The organism is Nonomuraea sp. NPDC051941 (assembly GCF_044593615.1).
On sequence record NZ_JBIUCF010000056.1, the window covers coordinates 1 to 13978 of the forward strand.

The following is a 13978-nucleotide window of genomic DNA, read 5'->3' on the forward strand; positions in this document are numbered from 1 at the left end:
GGGGGGGGGGGGGGGGGGGGGGGGGGGGGGGGGGGGGGGGGGGGGGGGGGGGGCCCCCGCGCGGGGGCCGGGGCGGGGGGGGGGGGGCCCGGCCCCCCCACTTCCATTAACGTGGCGGGTATGAGCAACGGTTTTGAGACGCTGGCCATCCACGCAGGTCAGGAGCCAGACCCCACGACGGGTGCGGTGGTGCCGCCGATTTACGCGACCTCCACCTACAAGCAGGACGGCGTGGGCGGTCTGCGTTCCGGATATGAATACAGCCGTTCGGCCAACCCCACCAGGACCGCGCTCGAAGAGGCGCTGGCTGCGGTGGAGAGCGGCGTGCGCGGGCTCGCGTTCGCCTCTGGGCTGGCCGCCGAGGACACCCTGCTGCGCACGGTGTGCAAGCCGCAGGATCACGTCGTCATCCCGAACGACGCGTACGGCGGGACGTACCGGCTGTTCGCCAAGGTTCACCAGCGCTGGGACCTCCACTACGACCCGGTCCCGCTGCACGACCTCGACGCCGTCGCCGCGGCGATGACGCAGAAGACCAAGATCGTATGGGTCGAGACGCCCACCAACCCGCTGCTCGGCATCGCCGACATCGCCGGGCTGGCGCAGCTGGCCCACGACAACGGGGCGCTGCTGGTGGTGGACAACACGTTCGCGTCACCGTACCTGCAGCAGCCGCTCCAGCTGGGCGCGGACGTCGTCGTGCACTCGACCACCAAGTACGTGGGCGGGCACTCCGACGTGGTCGGCGGGGCACTGGTGACCGTCGACCGCGGCCTCGGGGAGGAGCTGGCCTACCACCAGAACGCGATGGGCGCGGTGGCCGGGCCGTTCGACGCGTGGCTGACGCTGCGCGGGCTCAAGACCCTGGGCGTACGCATGGACCGCCACTGCGACAACGCCGAACGCGTCGTCGACCTGCTGCTCGCGCACCCGCGGGTGACCCAGGTCCTCTACCCGGGGCTCTCCGAGCACACGGGGCACGAGGTGGCGGCCAAGCAGATGCGGCGGTTCGGGGGCATGGTGTCGTTCCGCGTCGCCGGGGGCGAGGCGGAGGCCGTGGAGGTGTGCAACCGGGCGAAGCTCTTCACGCTCGGGGAGTCCCTGGGCGGGGTGGAATCGCTGATCGAGCACCCGGGCAGGATGACGCACGCCTCGGTGGCCGGATCGGCGCTGGAGGTGCCCGCCGACCTGGTGCGGCTGTCGGTCGGCATCGAGACCATCGACGACCTGCTCGCCGACCTCACCCAGGCGCTCGCCTGAGCGGCCGCCCGGGCCTCTGGCCAGGCACCCGCTCGCCTGAACGGCTGCCCGGCCTCTAGCCAGGCACCACCATCAGGAACAGGATCACCAGCCAGATCACGGACACGAGCCCGCTGATCGCGGCGATCCTCCCGATCTGCACCTTCGCGTCGTCCTCGGGGCTCTCGCTGGAGAGCGCCCGCAGGGCGGTGCGCAGGTCGCGGTCGATGATGACGAGCAGCACGGCGGCCACGATGAACAGCGTCATCGAGGCCGTCATGTACCACTTGCCGAGCAGCCCGCCGCCGAGCACCGCGCCGAGCGCCACCCCGAACGCGAACACGCCCAGGGTGCCGAGGCTGTAGATCCTCGTCATGCGCTGGATGATCTGCAGCGCGGGCACGTTCTTGTTGCGGATGACGCGCGGCGCGGTCATCGTCGCGGCGGTGACCGGGCCGATGGTGAAGATCGCGAAGGCGATGTGCAGCCAGAGAAGCAGGGACGACATGCCCGAGAGACTAGTCCCCGGTGATCTCGGCAGCGGACTCGACACTCTCTTTGCTCTTTTCGGAGCACCACATGATCATTTCTGTGGCCGCGACGGCGACGACCATCAGGACGATGAGCAGAACCGTGGCTATCATGGGCACCCCTCCTTCCCCGTATCCGACGTAAATATCGTCCGTAATGACTAGACGGCTGTGCAACGGAATAAGTTCGGCCCGGGTATGGTTGGTCACTGTCATTTTTTCTTACTGTTAGGGCACAAGGGGGTGCCGTCCGTGGCCATCAGGCACGTCAAGCCGTACTCCGACGAGTGGCTGCAGCAGCCGACGAGCTATGTGCGGCAGGTCATCGGCGTACTGGGACCTGAGGTGGCGGACTGGTGGGAGGGCCCCTGCGATCCGCGTGACGCGACGCTGAAGCTCGCGGACGGGGCCGTCCTGGTCTGGGACGAGGAGAGCGGCTGGCGGCTGGGCACGTTCGTCTCGGGCGGCCGCGGGGCCCACACCGAGCTGACCGGCATCCGCTACCTGGGCCACGGCCTCCTCCCCAAACCGGAACGCGTCCCCTCGGCCCTCAGCGACGCCAGGGCGGGAGTCGGCGCCAGCTCGGCCTGGCGGCCCTGCTACCGATCCCACCGCAACTGCCACGACGGCTTCGACGTGGCCCTCGACTTCTACTCCCGCCTCATCGACGCCTGACCCTCGACTGCGCGGGCCTTCGCGGGGTGGACGCGCTTCGCGCGGATGCGGCTACGGGCTCCTCTTACGGGGGAGCCAAGCACCGATTGGGTGGTTAACCTGCTGGAGCCCGCCCTGGCGGCTGAGCAGGCACGTCGCCGGCCGTCTGGACAACGGCGAGGTCGGAGTGCGGACCAGCTCGTCCATCCGTGCACCGTCGGGCATAGCCGGCTCAGGAGGCTCCCGCATTCTGCCGTGCGGCCAGGAAGTCAATGAGTTCGGCCTGTTGCTCGCTGTTGAAGGCACGTTTGGGGAGGAATGCCGCGAGCTGCCTGTTCACGAAGAACAGCCAGAACTCTGGAGTTGTCACGACTTGTCCGAACATAGACCACTGCATCGTGGTGCTGTACTGCTCGGTTCGGCACTCGTAACCTTCGCTGGTCACCCGAATCGTCGTAGGCACGCACATGTAGGCGAGCTGTCGCGCGGCGAGCCGGCGGATCGCCAGGGTCGCCGCGAAGGGAGCCACGACCGCTGCGACGAGCATGCCCACACCCACGAAGACGGCATCGGCCCAGATGCAAGCAAGTCCTGCCACGACCAGGACCGAGGGAAGGAAACGATAGACCGCGGTGAGTTGCCGTTTGAGACCTTGGCGTAGCGCCCGCGCCACTTCGTCGGGAGCGGGTTCATATCTGATCGTGAAGTCCACCAGTACTCCTTCGCCTGGGCTGCCGATCATCATTCACTGACCAGCACCACGTCGCAAACCCTCACGCCTGGTCAGCGAGGAGCCGTTCCAGGTCACAAGATCAGCGACAGGGCCCGTTTACCTGGGCGCGCCACGGCGGAGCCGCCCCCGGGGCGCGAGGCAGCGCCGTGGTGACCACACCAGCCCTCCTTGTCGTAAGATCAGGCGACTTCATGAGGGTGGTAGGGCTGTGGACATCCGTGTGCTGGGCCCGCTGGAGGTCGTCGGCGACGACGGGCGGTCGTGTCAGATCGGCTCGCTGAAGATGCGGGCGCTGGTGTGCGGGCTGGTGCTGGCGGAGGGCCGGCCGGTGGCCCCGAGTGCGTTGATCGACCGGTTGTGGGGCGAGGAGCCGCCGGCCGAGGCGATGGCGTCGCTGCACTCGTACGTGTCCAACCTGCGCCGCCTGCTGGAGCCCGGTCGTCGGGCCCGGGCGCAGAGCCGGTTGCTGACGTTCGGGCCGGTGGGTTACACGCTGGCGATCGATCCGGAGCAGGTGGACTCGACGCGGTTCCTGCGCGTGGTCGGGCAGGCCGAGCAGGCGGCCGAGCCCGCCGAGGCGGAGCGGCTGGCGGGCGAGGCGCTGGCGCTGTGGCGCGGCGAGCCGTACCAGGAGCTGGACGACCAGGCGTATGTGACCGCCGTCAGGGCGCGGCTCACCGAGGCCCGGGAGCGGGCCCGGGAGCTGCGGGTGAGCGCGGTCATCCAGCAGGACCGCCACGGCGAGTTGCTGGGCGAGCTGGAGGCCCTGACCTACGAGCACCCGCTGCGCGAACGGCTGTGGGCGTTGCGGGCGCTGGCGCTCTACCGGAGCGGCCGCCAGGGCGAGGCCCTGGAGACGCTGCGCACGGCCCGCCGGATCCTGGCCGAGGAGCTCGGCATCGACCCGGGCGAGGAGTTGCGCGCTCTGGAACGCGACATCCTCGACCAAGCCCCCGCCCTGTTCCCCCACCGGCCGCCGCAGCCGCCCGAGCCGCAGGTGGCCGAGAGAGGGATCACAGGTCGGCAGGAGGAGCTGGCCGCGCTGGACGGGCTGCTGGAAGCGGCGGCGGCGGGCCGGACGGGGTTCTCGCTGATCACCGGGGAGCCGGGGATCGGCAAGACGCGGCTGGCCGAAGAGCTGGTGAGCCGGGCCCGTGCCAGGGGTTTCACGGTCGCGGTGGGGCGGTGCGCGGCGACGGAGGGCGCGCCGGCGTTCTGGCCGTGGGTGACGGTGCTGGAGCGGCTGGCCGACACGCTGCCGCCGCTGCCCGCCGACGTACGCGCGAACCTGCCCGGGGTCGGCTCCGCGACCGGGACCGATCCCGAGGGCGCGAGGTTCCGCACCTACGGAGCGGCGGCACAGGCGCTGACCGCGGGCCGGCGGCCGGTGCTGGTGGTGCTGGACGACCTGCACTGGGCGGACCGGTCCTCGCTGCGGCTGCTGAGCTACCTGGCCGAGTACGTGCTGGACGGCAGACTGGCCGTGGTGGGCACGGCGCGCGACTGGCCGCAGCCGGAGGGCGCGCTGGCCGAGGCGTTCGAGGCGCTGTCGCGCCGGCAGGCGGTGCGGCTGCCGCTGCCCGGCCTTTCGCCGTCCGACCTGGCCGAACTGACCCCGGCGGGCACGGACGTGTGGGCGATCAGGGACCGTACGAACGGCAACCCGTTCTTCGTCAGCGAGCTGATGCGTTACCTGGAAGCCGGATCGCCGGGCCGCGGCACGCTGCCGCTGGGCGTGCGGGACGTCGTGCTCGGCCGGGTGAACCGGCTGCCCGAGCCGTCCGCCGAGTTGTTGCGGGTGGCGGCGGTGGCCGGGCGGGAGTTCGACGTGACGATCGTGGCCGAGGCCGCCGGGCTCGACCTGGACGCGGCGCTGGACCGGCTGGAGCCCGCCATGGCCGCCGCCCTGGTCGCGGAGGGGCGGCCCGGCCGGTTCCGGTTCGTGCACGCGCTGGTGCAGGAGGCGCTCACCGAGGTGGTGCCGGTGCTGCGGCGGGCCCGGCTGCACGCCGCCGTGGCCGCCGCGATCGAGACGCGTACCGGCGGCTCCGCCTCCGACCGGCTGGCCGCCGCAGCCCATCACTGGTTCGAGGCGATTCCCGCGGGCCACACCGCGCGTGCCTGGCGGGCGGCGTGGCGGGCGGCGGAGGAGGCCAAACGGCTGCGCGCGTACGACGTGGCCGTCGAGCTGCTGGAGCGGGCCGGCCAGGTGGCCGAGGACGACCCCGAGCTGGGCCCGGCCGAGCGGATGGACCTGCTGTTCGCGCTGGCCGAGGCCAGGTTCGGGGCGGGTGACTCGATGGGGCAGGAGGCCGAGCTGACGCGGCTGCGCCGCCTGGCCAAGCAGGAGGGCGACCGGCGGCGCTGGATCGAGGCCGCGACCGGGTACGGCGGCCGCATCCTGCAACCCTGGAAGGTCTACGGCGACCACGACGCCGATCTGCTGGCGGACCTGACGGAGCTGGCCGCCGACGAAGGGCTGGAACCGGCGGCCCGGGCCCGGGTCCTGGCCTGCATGGCGCTCCAGGCGTACTACCGGCCGGGGTGCGACCCCGTGGAGCGGGACCGGTGGAGCGCCGAGGCGGCGCGGCTGGCCCGCCAGGAGAACGACGCGACGCTGCTGGGCCGGGTGCTGTTCGCCCGCTACTACGCGCTGCTCGACCCGGGCTCGGTGCGTCAGCGGCTGGAGGCGGGGGAGGAGATGGCCCGCGCCGGGCTGGAGGCGGGCGACGACGAGCTGCGCACGATCGGGCTCACCTGCCAGGGCGGCACGCTGCTGGAGCTGTGCCGGGTGCCGGAGGCCCTGGACGTGCTGGCCGAGGCGGAGCGGCTGATCGGCCGTACGCACATGCCGTACCTGCGCATCATCCTGGCCTGGCTGCGGCTGGGCCTCCTCGTCAACCGCGGCGACCTGGAGGCGGCCGAGTCGCTGCTCGCGGACACCGCCGCCGAGCAGCACGCCACCTCGATGTGGGGCGTGGAGTCCACCACGGCCGGCGCCACGTACCAGGTCGCGCTCATGCGCCTGCGCCGCGGGGCGGCGGACGCGGTGCCGCCACCGGGGGATATCTCGCACGACCAGCTCGACCAGTTCAACCGGGACGGGCTCGCCCACCACCTGATGGTCAGCGGCCGGCTGGAGGAGGCACGGCAGGTGCTCGGGCCGTGGGAGCGGCAAGCACCGATCCCGCGCACGTTCGTCTACCTGTTCTGGCTGGTCGTCCGCTGCGAGCTCTGGGCGGGGCTGGGCGACCGGCAGGCCTGCGCCGACCTGTACGAGGAGGCGTCCCCGTACGCCGACCGCATGGGGATCGCCGGGCTGAGCATGCTGATGTGGCCGGTCAGCCGGTCGCTGGCGCAGCTGGCCGAGGCACTGGGCGACGCTGAGGCGGCGCGGCGGCATGCCGAGCACGCCGAGAGCGTGGAGCGCGAGCTGGCTCACCCCCACAGGTAGGCCGTGCGCCGCCGGTAGCTACCGCCGGCCAGGGTGTTGAGCAGCACCATCGGCCGGGGCGAGGTCCTGCGCAGATGGGCCTCGACATCGGGCGGCAGCTCGGAGGTGATCCAGCCGACCAGCGTGATCAGCTTGCGGAAACCGTACTGCTTCATGATCGCCTTGTGCCCCTCCGCGTCCTCCTCCGGGGTGATGTGGGCCATCATCAGCGGGATCCCGTCGGTCTCCTCGTGCGCCAGGTGCGCGCCGAGCGTGTCGGCCAGCGCGCGCAGGGCGGTCATGAGCCGCTCGCGCCGCTCCTCGGACGGGCCGGCGTCGAACGCCTGGAAGGCGTCGGTGCTCTCGCGGATCCAGTGGTCGCAGGCCTCGTGCTCGGCCTCCAGCGCGTCGATCGTGCCGACCGCCTCCGGCGCCCGCTCCCGCAGCCGCGGCCAGACCGTCTCGTCCTCGGCGGTGTGGTGGTGGTGCAGCACGAACAGCACCCACGCGTGGTGCTCGCGCAGGGCGGTGATGCGCCGGCGGTCGCCGAGGCGGACCCGGCCGATCGCGGTGATCAGGTGGCCGAGGTCGCGGCGGAAGCCGTAGTGCGCCAGGTACATGTTGGTCATGTCGAGCGGCCCCGGCGCGGCGGCGGCCTGACCGGGCAGCGTGATCTGCGGCACGTTCGGGTGTGCGGCGGTGCGCATTGTCGTGCTCCTTCTGGTTTGTCAGGGTGCCGTCATCGTGGCCTCCCGGTCTTGGGCGGTTCTTGAAGGCCGATCTCAAGAACGGCCCAAGACACCGTCATTAGCGTGCGCGGGCATGACCCTCACGCTCCCCACCACGACGTTCCGGAGCTCCGTGGTGTGCGCCTACACCTCGCTCACCCGCGACGGGCGGCCCATCACCTGGCCCGTCACCCCGTACACCGGGTCCCGCGGCACCATCGACGTCAGCACCGGCCTGACCTATCCCGACAAAGCCGAGCGGGCGCGCCGCGATCCGCGCGTCGCGCTGCTGTTCGAGGGCGATCCGGTGGTGCTGGTGCAGGGCCGCGCCACCGTCCGCGACGCCGACCTGCAGGCCAACACCGACCGGTACGTCCGCGAGTCCCAGGCCAAGATCCCGGACGCCTTCGCTGGGCTGCCGTGGTTCCTGGTCAAGCGCCTGACCTGGTATTTCGCGCGGATCTACATCGAGGTGACCCCTGAGCGGATCACCTGGTGGCCGGGCGGCGACCTGACCCGCGACCCGCTGACCTGGACCTGCCCGCCCGGCACCACGGCCCCCGCCTCGGACCCGGCCCCGTCGGGTCTCCGCCTGCCCGGCCGCTCCGCGCCGCCCGCCGACTGGCGCCTGTATGCCCGCCGGGCCCGCGACCTGGGCCGGCCGATCGTGTCAACGGTGGCGGACGGCCGGCCCGTGACCGTGCCCGCGCGTGCCTTCACCCGCACCACGACCGGGTACGAGCTGGATCTGCCCGCCGGCGTGGCCGCCGTGCCCGGGCCGGTCTGCCTGACCTTCCACCGGCACGATCCCGGCATGCGCTGGCAGGAGAACGTCGTGCTGCTCGGCACCGCCGCCGTCCACGGCGACGGCCGGCTCGCCGTCGCGATCGACCGCGCGCTGCCCGACTGGAGCCTGCCCGAGGACCGCCGCCTGCGGACCCGCTCCTTTCTCGGCCGCGGCAAGCAGCTGCGGCGCCGGCTCCGGGCCGAGGCCGCCCGCCGCGCCCAGCCGGTGCCGAAAGTCCGCATGCAGGCGGATCATTCATAGCGCGCCCGGCGCCGTGGTGCGTGGCCAAGCTGCCACCAAGCCTTCGCCAAGGCCGGGGTCAAGCGCTCTCCAAGAGCGAATTCCTAGGTTTGTCCATGCGACCACGACGGACGGCGTGCCGTTCTGTGAACGGAACGCATCGCGCCGGCAACTCGGCGCAGAGACTCGACCACGGCAAGGAGAAACATGCGAATCGCTAAATCCGCGCAGATCGTCGCGGCGGTCACGCTGGCCACGGCGGGATTGGTGAGCGTCACCGGTCCGGCCTGGGCCGGCGCGGCCTACGAAGAGTTCCAGAGCGGTAAGAGCCTCGGCGCGCAGACCAGTGGGTACGTGCCGGTGAAGTGCCCGTCCACGCTGCCGTACATCGTCGGTGTCGCCGGCGAGACGACGATCAGCTCAGAGGCGGACGCGCAGCACACGAGCCTCACCAAATTCGAGATCGACGACGCCAACCGGTCGGTGAAGGTCTACTTCTCCAATACGCAGTCATTCGAGGATGCGGCCCACCACCCGATCGACGTCTCGCTCACGGTCACCCTGGCCTGCTCGAACGAGAAACCGGCGCAGCCGCCTGTGCCGATGGTCAAGCAGCGGGTGGATGTGAACCCCCTTGGAACAATGGGAACCTTCATCCTGTGCCCGAAGAGTCATCCCAAGCTCAGGAACGCCATAGAGACTCATGAGCCCGGGCTGGTGAATGTGGGACTCTCGGACACTCCGGGAAGTCCTGGTGCCTCTGCCAGTTGGCGCAACGATGACGCCCTCTTCTACAAGCGAGGTGTGCTTCACGCGTACTGCACGACGTGACGACCTCTGGGCGATCACGGCACGCCGGCGCCCCTCAGGTCGTGGGAGAGGGTGGGGCCGGGGCGTGGAGGGTCAGCATGATGTGCTGGTCCTCGCCGTGCCGCACCGTGCCGGACCGCTGGAAGCCGACCTTCTCCAGGAGCCGGACCGAGCCGGTGTTGCCTTCGTACGGGTCGGCGTAGAGGGGACGGGCCTTCTCCTGCTGGAGGAAGAGCGTCAGGGCCCGGGTGCCGACGCCGCGGCCCCAGAACTCGCGGCCGAACCAGTAGCCGATGAAGCGCCGCTCCTCCTCCCACCAGGCCACGATGTTTCCGGCCAGCTCGCCGTCGACGAGGACCGCCTGCACGAAGACGGTGGGGTCGGCCAGGATCCGGGTGGCCCAGTGGTGGAGGAAGCGCTCCCGGGGGCGGGGCGGGAACCTGGACCTCCGGACCGCCTCCGGGTCGTGCTCCTGCGCCAGGAAGACCTCCAGATCGGCCTCCACGACGTCTCTCAACCGCACGTCATCGCCTGTGTTCGGTCGCTCGCTCCGCTCGCTCATGGCGAGCGAGTCTGGCATACGGCACCGACAAACTCAGCGGGCGCGGCGCAGGCGGAGGAAGTCGCTGACCACGTACTCGCCCAGGCGCTCGGCGCTCGGCGAGAAGACGCGGCCGCCGTTCCTGCGGGCCACCTCGTCCACGAACTCCTTCAGCCGGTCGTCGGCGGCCAGCATGAAGACGTTGATCGTCGCCCGCCGCCGGGTCATCTTGTCGACCTCGGCCAGCGTGAGCTCCAGCGTCTCGTGCGACGGCGGCCACTCGAACGCCGACCTGCCGTTGCGCATGAGGTGGGCCGTGGGCTCGCCGTCCGTGACCACCAGCACCACCGGCTCGAAGTCGGGGTGGCGGTCGAGGTGGCGGCCGGCGATCAGGAGGGCGTGGTGCAGGTTGGTGCCCTGGACCATGTCCCAGTCGAGGCCCGCCAGCTCGTCGGGCTGCAGCACCCTGGCGTAGTTGGAGAAGCCGATGATCTGGACCGCGTCCTGCGGGAACTTGGACGCCACCAGGGCCTGGAGTGCCAGCGCCGTCTGCTTGGCGGCGGCCCAGGTGCCCCGCAGGGCCATCGAGTACGACAGGTCCACCAGGAGGCAGACGGCCGCGGCGGTGCGGCGCTCGGTCTCGGCCACCTCGAAGTCGTCCACCGAGAGGCGGACTCCGACGCGTCCACCGGAACGGCCGGTGCTCGGGGCGGCGACGCCGCCGCTGCGCACGCCGTTCACCAGCGTGCGGACCACGTCGATGGGCTGCTCGTCGCCGAAGCGCCACGGCCGGGTCGAGCCCGTCAGCTCCCCGGCCGAGCCCGCGTCGTGCTGGTCGTGGTCGCCGCGGCGGCCCGCGTCGAGGGAGGAGAACACGCGGCGCAGCGCCGTCTCGCCCAGGCGGCGGACCGCCTTGGGGGTGAGCTCCAGCTTGCCCCGGCGGCGCAGGAGGTAGCCCTGCTCCTCCAGCTCGCGTTCGATGCGCTTGAGCGCCTCAAGGTCGTCCACGGCCGAGCGGCCGAGCGCACGGCGTACGGCGGACTCGTCGATGTCGTCCAGCCTGGCGCCCGGGTAGTCCTGCCGCAGGGCGGTTTCCAGCTGGGTGAGGTCGGCCAGCTCCTCCAGGGCCGTGACCGCGTCGCCCATGCCCAGGGGCTCTTCGCCGGTGAGGCGTTCGGGGGCGTTCCACGCCAGGTCGGGGCGGCGGGCGTAGAGGGCCTCGCCGAGGCGGCGCATCTCGTCGGAGAGCCCGGCCTGGTCGAGGGTCTGGTTGATCAGGCCGGCGAGCTCCTCGCGCTGGCGCGGGGTCATCGAGGCCAGCATGCGCTGCGTGGCGGCGGCGCGGCGGGCCAGGATGTCGACGAGCTCCTCGAGGTTGCGCGGCTTTTCGGGGAACAAATCGCCATATTTCCCCATAAAGTCGTCAAAATCGGCCTGGGTGTGCTGGCCGCGGGAGTCCTTGTCCAGCATCTCGTTCAGGTCCGCCATCATCTGGCGGACGCGTTCCATCGCCTCGGGGTCGGGGTTGGCGAGCGCGTCCCGCAGGCCCCTGAACTGGCTGTCCAGGACCTCGCGCCGCAGCAGGTCGCGCAGCTCCTCGAACGTCTGGCGCGCCGCCGACGAGCGCCACTCGTACGTGCTCAGCTCCTGGATCGCGCTGGCCGTGTCCTCGGGCAGCGCGTCGAGCCCGGCCTCCCGCAGCCGCGCGTCGTCGGACGGGTCGGGGAACAGCTCGGCCCGCTCCTGCCCGATGGCCTTGTCGAGCAGCGCCCGCGCCTTCTCCAGCGTGCCGTCGAGCCGTCCGCGCTCGCGCAGGTCGCGCCGGCGCCGGCGCACCTCCCTGAGCATGTCGTCCAGCCCGCGGCGGTCCTGCGCGCCGGGCAGGCCGCGCTTGAGCAGGTCGCGCAGGGCGTGGACCGGCGTCGAACCGGACAGGATCGCGTCGCCCATCTCGTCGAGGGCCGCCCGCACGTCGTAGGGCGGGGCAAGGGGATCGGGGCCGTCGTGGTACTCACCATAGCGAAAGGCCATCACGCACCCACGCTAACCCGATCCGCTCGTTTACGCGTCCCCGAAGACCTCCCACACTTCGTTGACGCCGCCGGCCTCGGGGGTGTAGTCGATCTTCACCAGTACGGGGTGCTCGGCCGTCTTGAGCGCCTTGGTCAGGTCCGCCGAGGTGCACGACTTCTTGCCGAGCCCCTGCTTGTCGGCGTTGACCGGCTTGCCCGCCAGCCATCCGTCCCGGCAGCGCGCGGTGGCCCGGTAGAAGCTCGTGGCGTGCGTGTACCTGAGCTTGACGGTCTTTCCGCCGGTCGTGAACAGGACCGTCGTGTCGTTGACGCGCTTGAGCGTGCCGCGGGCGGTACGCGTGCCCGGCCACTCGGTGACCAGGAACTCGTTGATCTTGACGGCGTCCGTGCCCCGGTATTCGACGCGGAGCGGAACGGGGCCGCGGGCCAGTCCGTCGGTCAGATCCCCGGGTTCGCAGGACGTCCGGCCCAGCCCCTTGGCGTCGAGGGCCACCTGGCCCTCGGTCTCCTTCAGGTCGCACGCCACCGTGACCCGGCCGAAGGAGGCGCCGGTGTAGTCGAGCCGCACCTCCTGTGCCCCGGCCACCGGCTTGAGCCGGTAGCTCCGGAACTCGCCCTTCCGCACGAAAGTGGCTGACTTGGGGACGATCCGCAGGTGCCCCTTCCCGTCGGCCCAGGCGTACCCGTACACGACCTTGGCCGCCGTGGCCTCGGCGGAGGCGGGCACGGCGACGAAACCCATGGCAAGAGCGGTGGCACAGGCAAGCAGGCGCATGGGCGGCCTCCCGGTCGGCGTGATCAGCTATCCACTATGACGCGGAAGACCGCCGATATGTTCATGTGCGGTAGACGCTCACTCCGTCAAGGTCTTCCTTGGACAGGCGCCGCATGAGGTAAAGACCCTCCAGTGCGAACTCCAGGGCTGCTGCCGCGTGCCCCGGCGACTCCTCGCCCGCGCCCATGCCGAGCCTGGACATGACCTTCGCCAGGCCCGTGACCGGGCCCATCCGGTGGAGCAGCTCGCCGGCGGGGACCAGCTCGCCCGACTCCACCTGGGTGCCCTCGGAGAACTTGTCGATGATCGCCGACAGGTCCATGCCGCCCAGCCGGGTCCTGAACGTCTCCGCCGTGGCCCGGCGCAGCAGGTGGGCGAGGATCTCGGTCTCCCTGCCCTCCTCGCTCACCTCGAACTCCACCTTGCCCCGCAGGCTGTGGACCACCGAGGCGAGGTCGATCACGCGCGTGACGGCCTGCTCCTCGCCCTGCAGCGCCGCCCTGCGCACGGCCGAGGCCGCGGCGGTCTCGGCGGCGGCGATCGAGAAGCGCGCCGACACGCCGGAACGGGCGTCCACCGCCGTGGACTCGCGTACCAGCCGGGTGAACCTGGCGATGACCTCGATCAGGTGTTCGGGGACGTCGGCCCCGATGTCCGGCACGGACTCCTGGCGGATGAGCGTCAGCTCGTCCTCGACGGTCAGCGGGTAGTGGGTGCGGATCTCGGCGCCGAAGCGGTCCTTCAGCGGGGTGATGATCCGGCCCCTGTTGGTGTAGTCCTCGGGGTTGGCGCTGGCGATGAGCAGGATGTCGAGCGGGAGTCGCAGGTTGTAGCCGCGTACCTGGATGTCGCGCTCCTCCAGCACGTTGAGCAGCGACACCTGGATGCGCTCGGCCAGGTCGGGCAGCTCGTTGACGGAGAAGACACCGCGGTTGGTACGGGGGACGAGGCCGTAGTGGACGGTCTCGGGGTCACCCAGGGTGCGACCCTCGGCGATCTTGATCGGGTCGACGTCGCCGATCAGGTCGCCCACGGAGGTGTCGGGCGTGGCGAGTTTCTCGCCGTAGCGCTCGTCGCGGTGCTTCCACGCGACCGGCAGCTCGTCCCCCAGCTCCCGCGCGAGGGCCTGACAGCGCGTGCAGGCCGGCGCGTACGGATGGTCGTTGATCTCGCAACCTTCGACGACTGGGGTCCATTCGTCCAGCAGACCGGTGATGGTGCGGATGAGCCGGGTCTTGCCCTGGCCGCGCTCACCGAGGAGGACCAGGTCGTGCCCGGCGAGCAGGGCCCGCTCCAGGTGTGGCAGGACGGAGTCGTCGAAGCCCACGATGCCGGGGAATCGCGGCTCGCCTGCCCGCAGCTTGGCCAGCAGGTTCTCCCGGACTTCGGCTTTGACGGTGCGATGAACGTGGCCGCTCTCTCGCAACTCGCGGAGAATACGTGGCTGATGCACGGGAACGAGACTACGTCCCCCG

Annotated in this window: 13 protein-coding genes; 5 read left to right on the forward strand and 8 right to left on the reverse strand. The window is 71.2% G+C overall.

Annotated features, from left to right (window positions below; genetic code table 11):
- The first annotated feature begins 120 nt into the window (after positions 1 to 120).
- Entirely contained in the window at positions 121 to 1260 is a 1140-nt protein-coding gene (locus tag ACIHFD_RS56060) for a cystathionine gamma-synthase (RefSeq protein ID WP_355197383.1), read from the forward strand.
- A gap of 55 nt (positions 1261 to 1315) precedes the next feature.
- On the opposite strand, the gene ACIHFD_RS56065 is transcribed toward ACIHFD_RS56060, so the two are convergent.
- On the reverse strand, positions 1316 to 1747 hold the full coding sequence (locus tag ACIHFD_RS56065) for a hypothetical protein (protein WP_350725749.1): 432 nt from the start codon (positions 1745 to 1747) through the stop codon (positions 1316 to 1318).
- 10 nt (positions 1748 to 1757) lie between these two features.
- Positions 1758 to 1883, reverse strand: coding sequence for a hypothetical protein (locus ACIHFD_RS56070; RefSeq protein ID WP_350725747.1), 126 nt, complete (start codon positions 1881 to 1883; stop codon positions 1758 to 1760).
- Positions 1884 to 2021: 138 nt separating this feature from the next.
- On the opposite strand from ACIHFD_RS56070, the gene ACIHFD_RS56075 reads away from it, so the two are divergent.
- Positions 2022 to 2444, forward strand: coding sequence for a DUF6292 family protein (locus ACIHFD_RS56075; RefSeq protein WP_350725745.1), 423 nt, complete (start codon positions 2022 to 2024; stop codon positions 2442 to 2444).
- A gap of 211 nt (positions 2445 to 2655) precedes the next feature.
- Here the strand turns inward: ACIHFD_RS56075 and ACIHFD_RS56080 are convergent, their stop codons facing one another.
- A complete protein-coding gene (locus tag ACIHFD_RS56080) occupies positions 2656 to 3135 on the reverse strand; it encodes a YcxB family protein (RefSeq protein ID WP_397373882.1) in 480 nt (159 codons plus the stop codon).
- Positions 3136 to 3364: 229 nt separating this feature from the next.
- Here ACIHFD_RS56080 and ACIHFD_RS56085 point away from each other — a divergent pair, with 229 nt between their 5' ends.
- Positions 3365 to 6610 (forward strand): BTAD domain-containing putative transcriptional regulator, encoded by a 3246-nt coding sequence (locus ACIHFD_RS56085; protein WP_397373883.1) that lies wholly within the window; start codon positions 3365 to 3367, stop codon positions 6608 to 6610.
- Here the strand turns inward: ACIHFD_RS56085 and ACIHFD_RS56090 are convergent.
- The gene (locus ACIHFD_RS56090; protein WP_397373884.1) at positions 6595 to 7296 is read right to left on the reverse strand and encodes a hemerythrin domain-containing protein; all 702 of its coding nucleotides are present in this window, start codon (positions 7294 to 7296) and stop codon (positions 6595 to 6597) included. The two genes, ACIHFD_RS56085 and ACIHFD_RS56090, sit on opposite strands and share 16 nt — an antisense overlap.
- Before the next feature lie 115 nt (positions 7297 to 7411).
- Here ACIHFD_RS56090 and ACIHFD_RS56095 point away from each other — a divergent pair, with 115 nt between their 5' ends.
- Positions 7412 to 8365 carry a hypothetical protein gene (locus ACIHFD_RS56095; protein ID WP_397373885.1) on the forward strand — a complete coding sequence of 318 codons (954 nt, stop codon included), beginning with the start codon at positions 7412 to 7414 and terminating at the stop codon, positions 8363 to 8365.
- Between the two features lie 186 nt (positions 8366 to 8551).
- Positions 8552 to 9175 carry a hypothetical protein gene (locus tag ACIHFD_RS56100; RefSeq protein ID WP_397373886.1) on the forward strand — a complete coding sequence of 208 codons (624 nt, stop codon included), beginning with the start codon at positions 8552 to 8554 and terminating at the stop codon, positions 9173 to 9175.
- A gap of 34 nt (positions 9176 to 9209) precedes the next feature.
- Here ACIHFD_RS56100 and ACIHFD_RS56105 read toward each other — a convergent pair whose 3' ends face one another.
- The 4 genes from ACIHFD_RS56105 to ACIHFD_RS56120 form a co-directional block, all read right to left on the reverse strand.
- A complete protein-coding gene (locus ACIHFD_RS56105) occupies positions 9210 to 9716 on the reverse strand; it encodes a GNAT family N-acetyltransferase (protein WP_397373887.1) in 507 nt (168 codons plus the stop codon).
- Positions 9717 to 9749: 33 nt separating this feature from the next.
- Positions 9750 to 11726, reverse strand: a complete 1977-nt coding sequence (locus ACIHFD_RS56110) for a VWA domain-containing protein (protein ID WP_397373947.1) — start codon at positions 11724 to 11726, stop codon at positions 9750 to 9752.
- A 30-nt stretch (positions 11727 to 11756) separates the two neighbouring features.
- Positions 11757 to 12503, reverse strand: coding sequence for a hypothetical protein (locus tag ACIHFD_RS56115; RefSeq protein ID WP_397373888.1), 747 nt, complete (start codon positions 12501 to 12503; stop codon positions 11757 to 11759).
- Between the two features lie 61 nt (positions 12504 to 12564).
- On the reverse strand, positions 12565 to 13956 hold the full coding sequence (locus tag ACIHFD_RS56120) for a sigma 54-interacting transcriptional regulator (protein WP_397373889.1): 1392 nt from the start codon (positions 13954 to 13956) through the stop codon (positions 12565 to 12567).
- Positions 13957 to 13978: the final 22 nt, after the last annotated feature.

Coding starts and splice junctions, on each gene's coding strand:
- ACIHFD_RS56070 (WP_350725747.1), bottom strand. CDS start 1,883: ATGATAGCCACGGTTCTGCTCATCGTCCTGATGGTCGTCGCCGTCGCG.
- ACIHFD_RS56065 (WP_350725749.1), bottom strand. CDS start 1,747: ATGTCGTCCCTGCTTCTCTGGCTGCACATCGCCTTCGCGATCTTCACC.
- ACIHFD_RS56095 (WP_397373885.1), top strand. CDS start 7,412: ATGACCCTCACGCTCCCCACCACGACGTTCCGGAGCTCCGTGGTGTGC.
- ACIHFD_RS56090 (WP_397373884.1), bottom strand. CDS start 7,296: ATGCGCACCGCCGCACACCCGAACGTGCCGCAGATCACGCTGCCCGGT.
- ACIHFD_RS56110 (WP_397373947.1), bottom strand. CDS start 11,726: ATGGCCTTTCGCTATGGTGAGTACCACGACGGCCCCGATCCCCTTGCC.
- ACIHFD_RS56060 (WP_355197383.1), top strand. CDS start 121: ATGAGCAACGGTTTTGAGACGCTGGCCATCCACGCAGGTCAGGAGCCA.
- ACIHFD_RS56105 (WP_397373887.1), bottom strand. CDS start 9,716: ATGAGCGAGCGGAGCGAGCGACCGAACACAGGCGATGACGTGCGGTTG.
- ACIHFD_RS56115 (WP_397373888.1), bottom strand. CDS start 12,503: ATGCGCCTGCTTGCCTGTGCCACCGCTCTTGCCATGGGTTTCGTCGCC.
- ACIHFD_RS56100 (WP_397373886.1), top strand. CDS start 8,552: ATGCGAATCGCTAAATCCGCGCAGATCGTCGCGGCGGTCACGCTGGCC.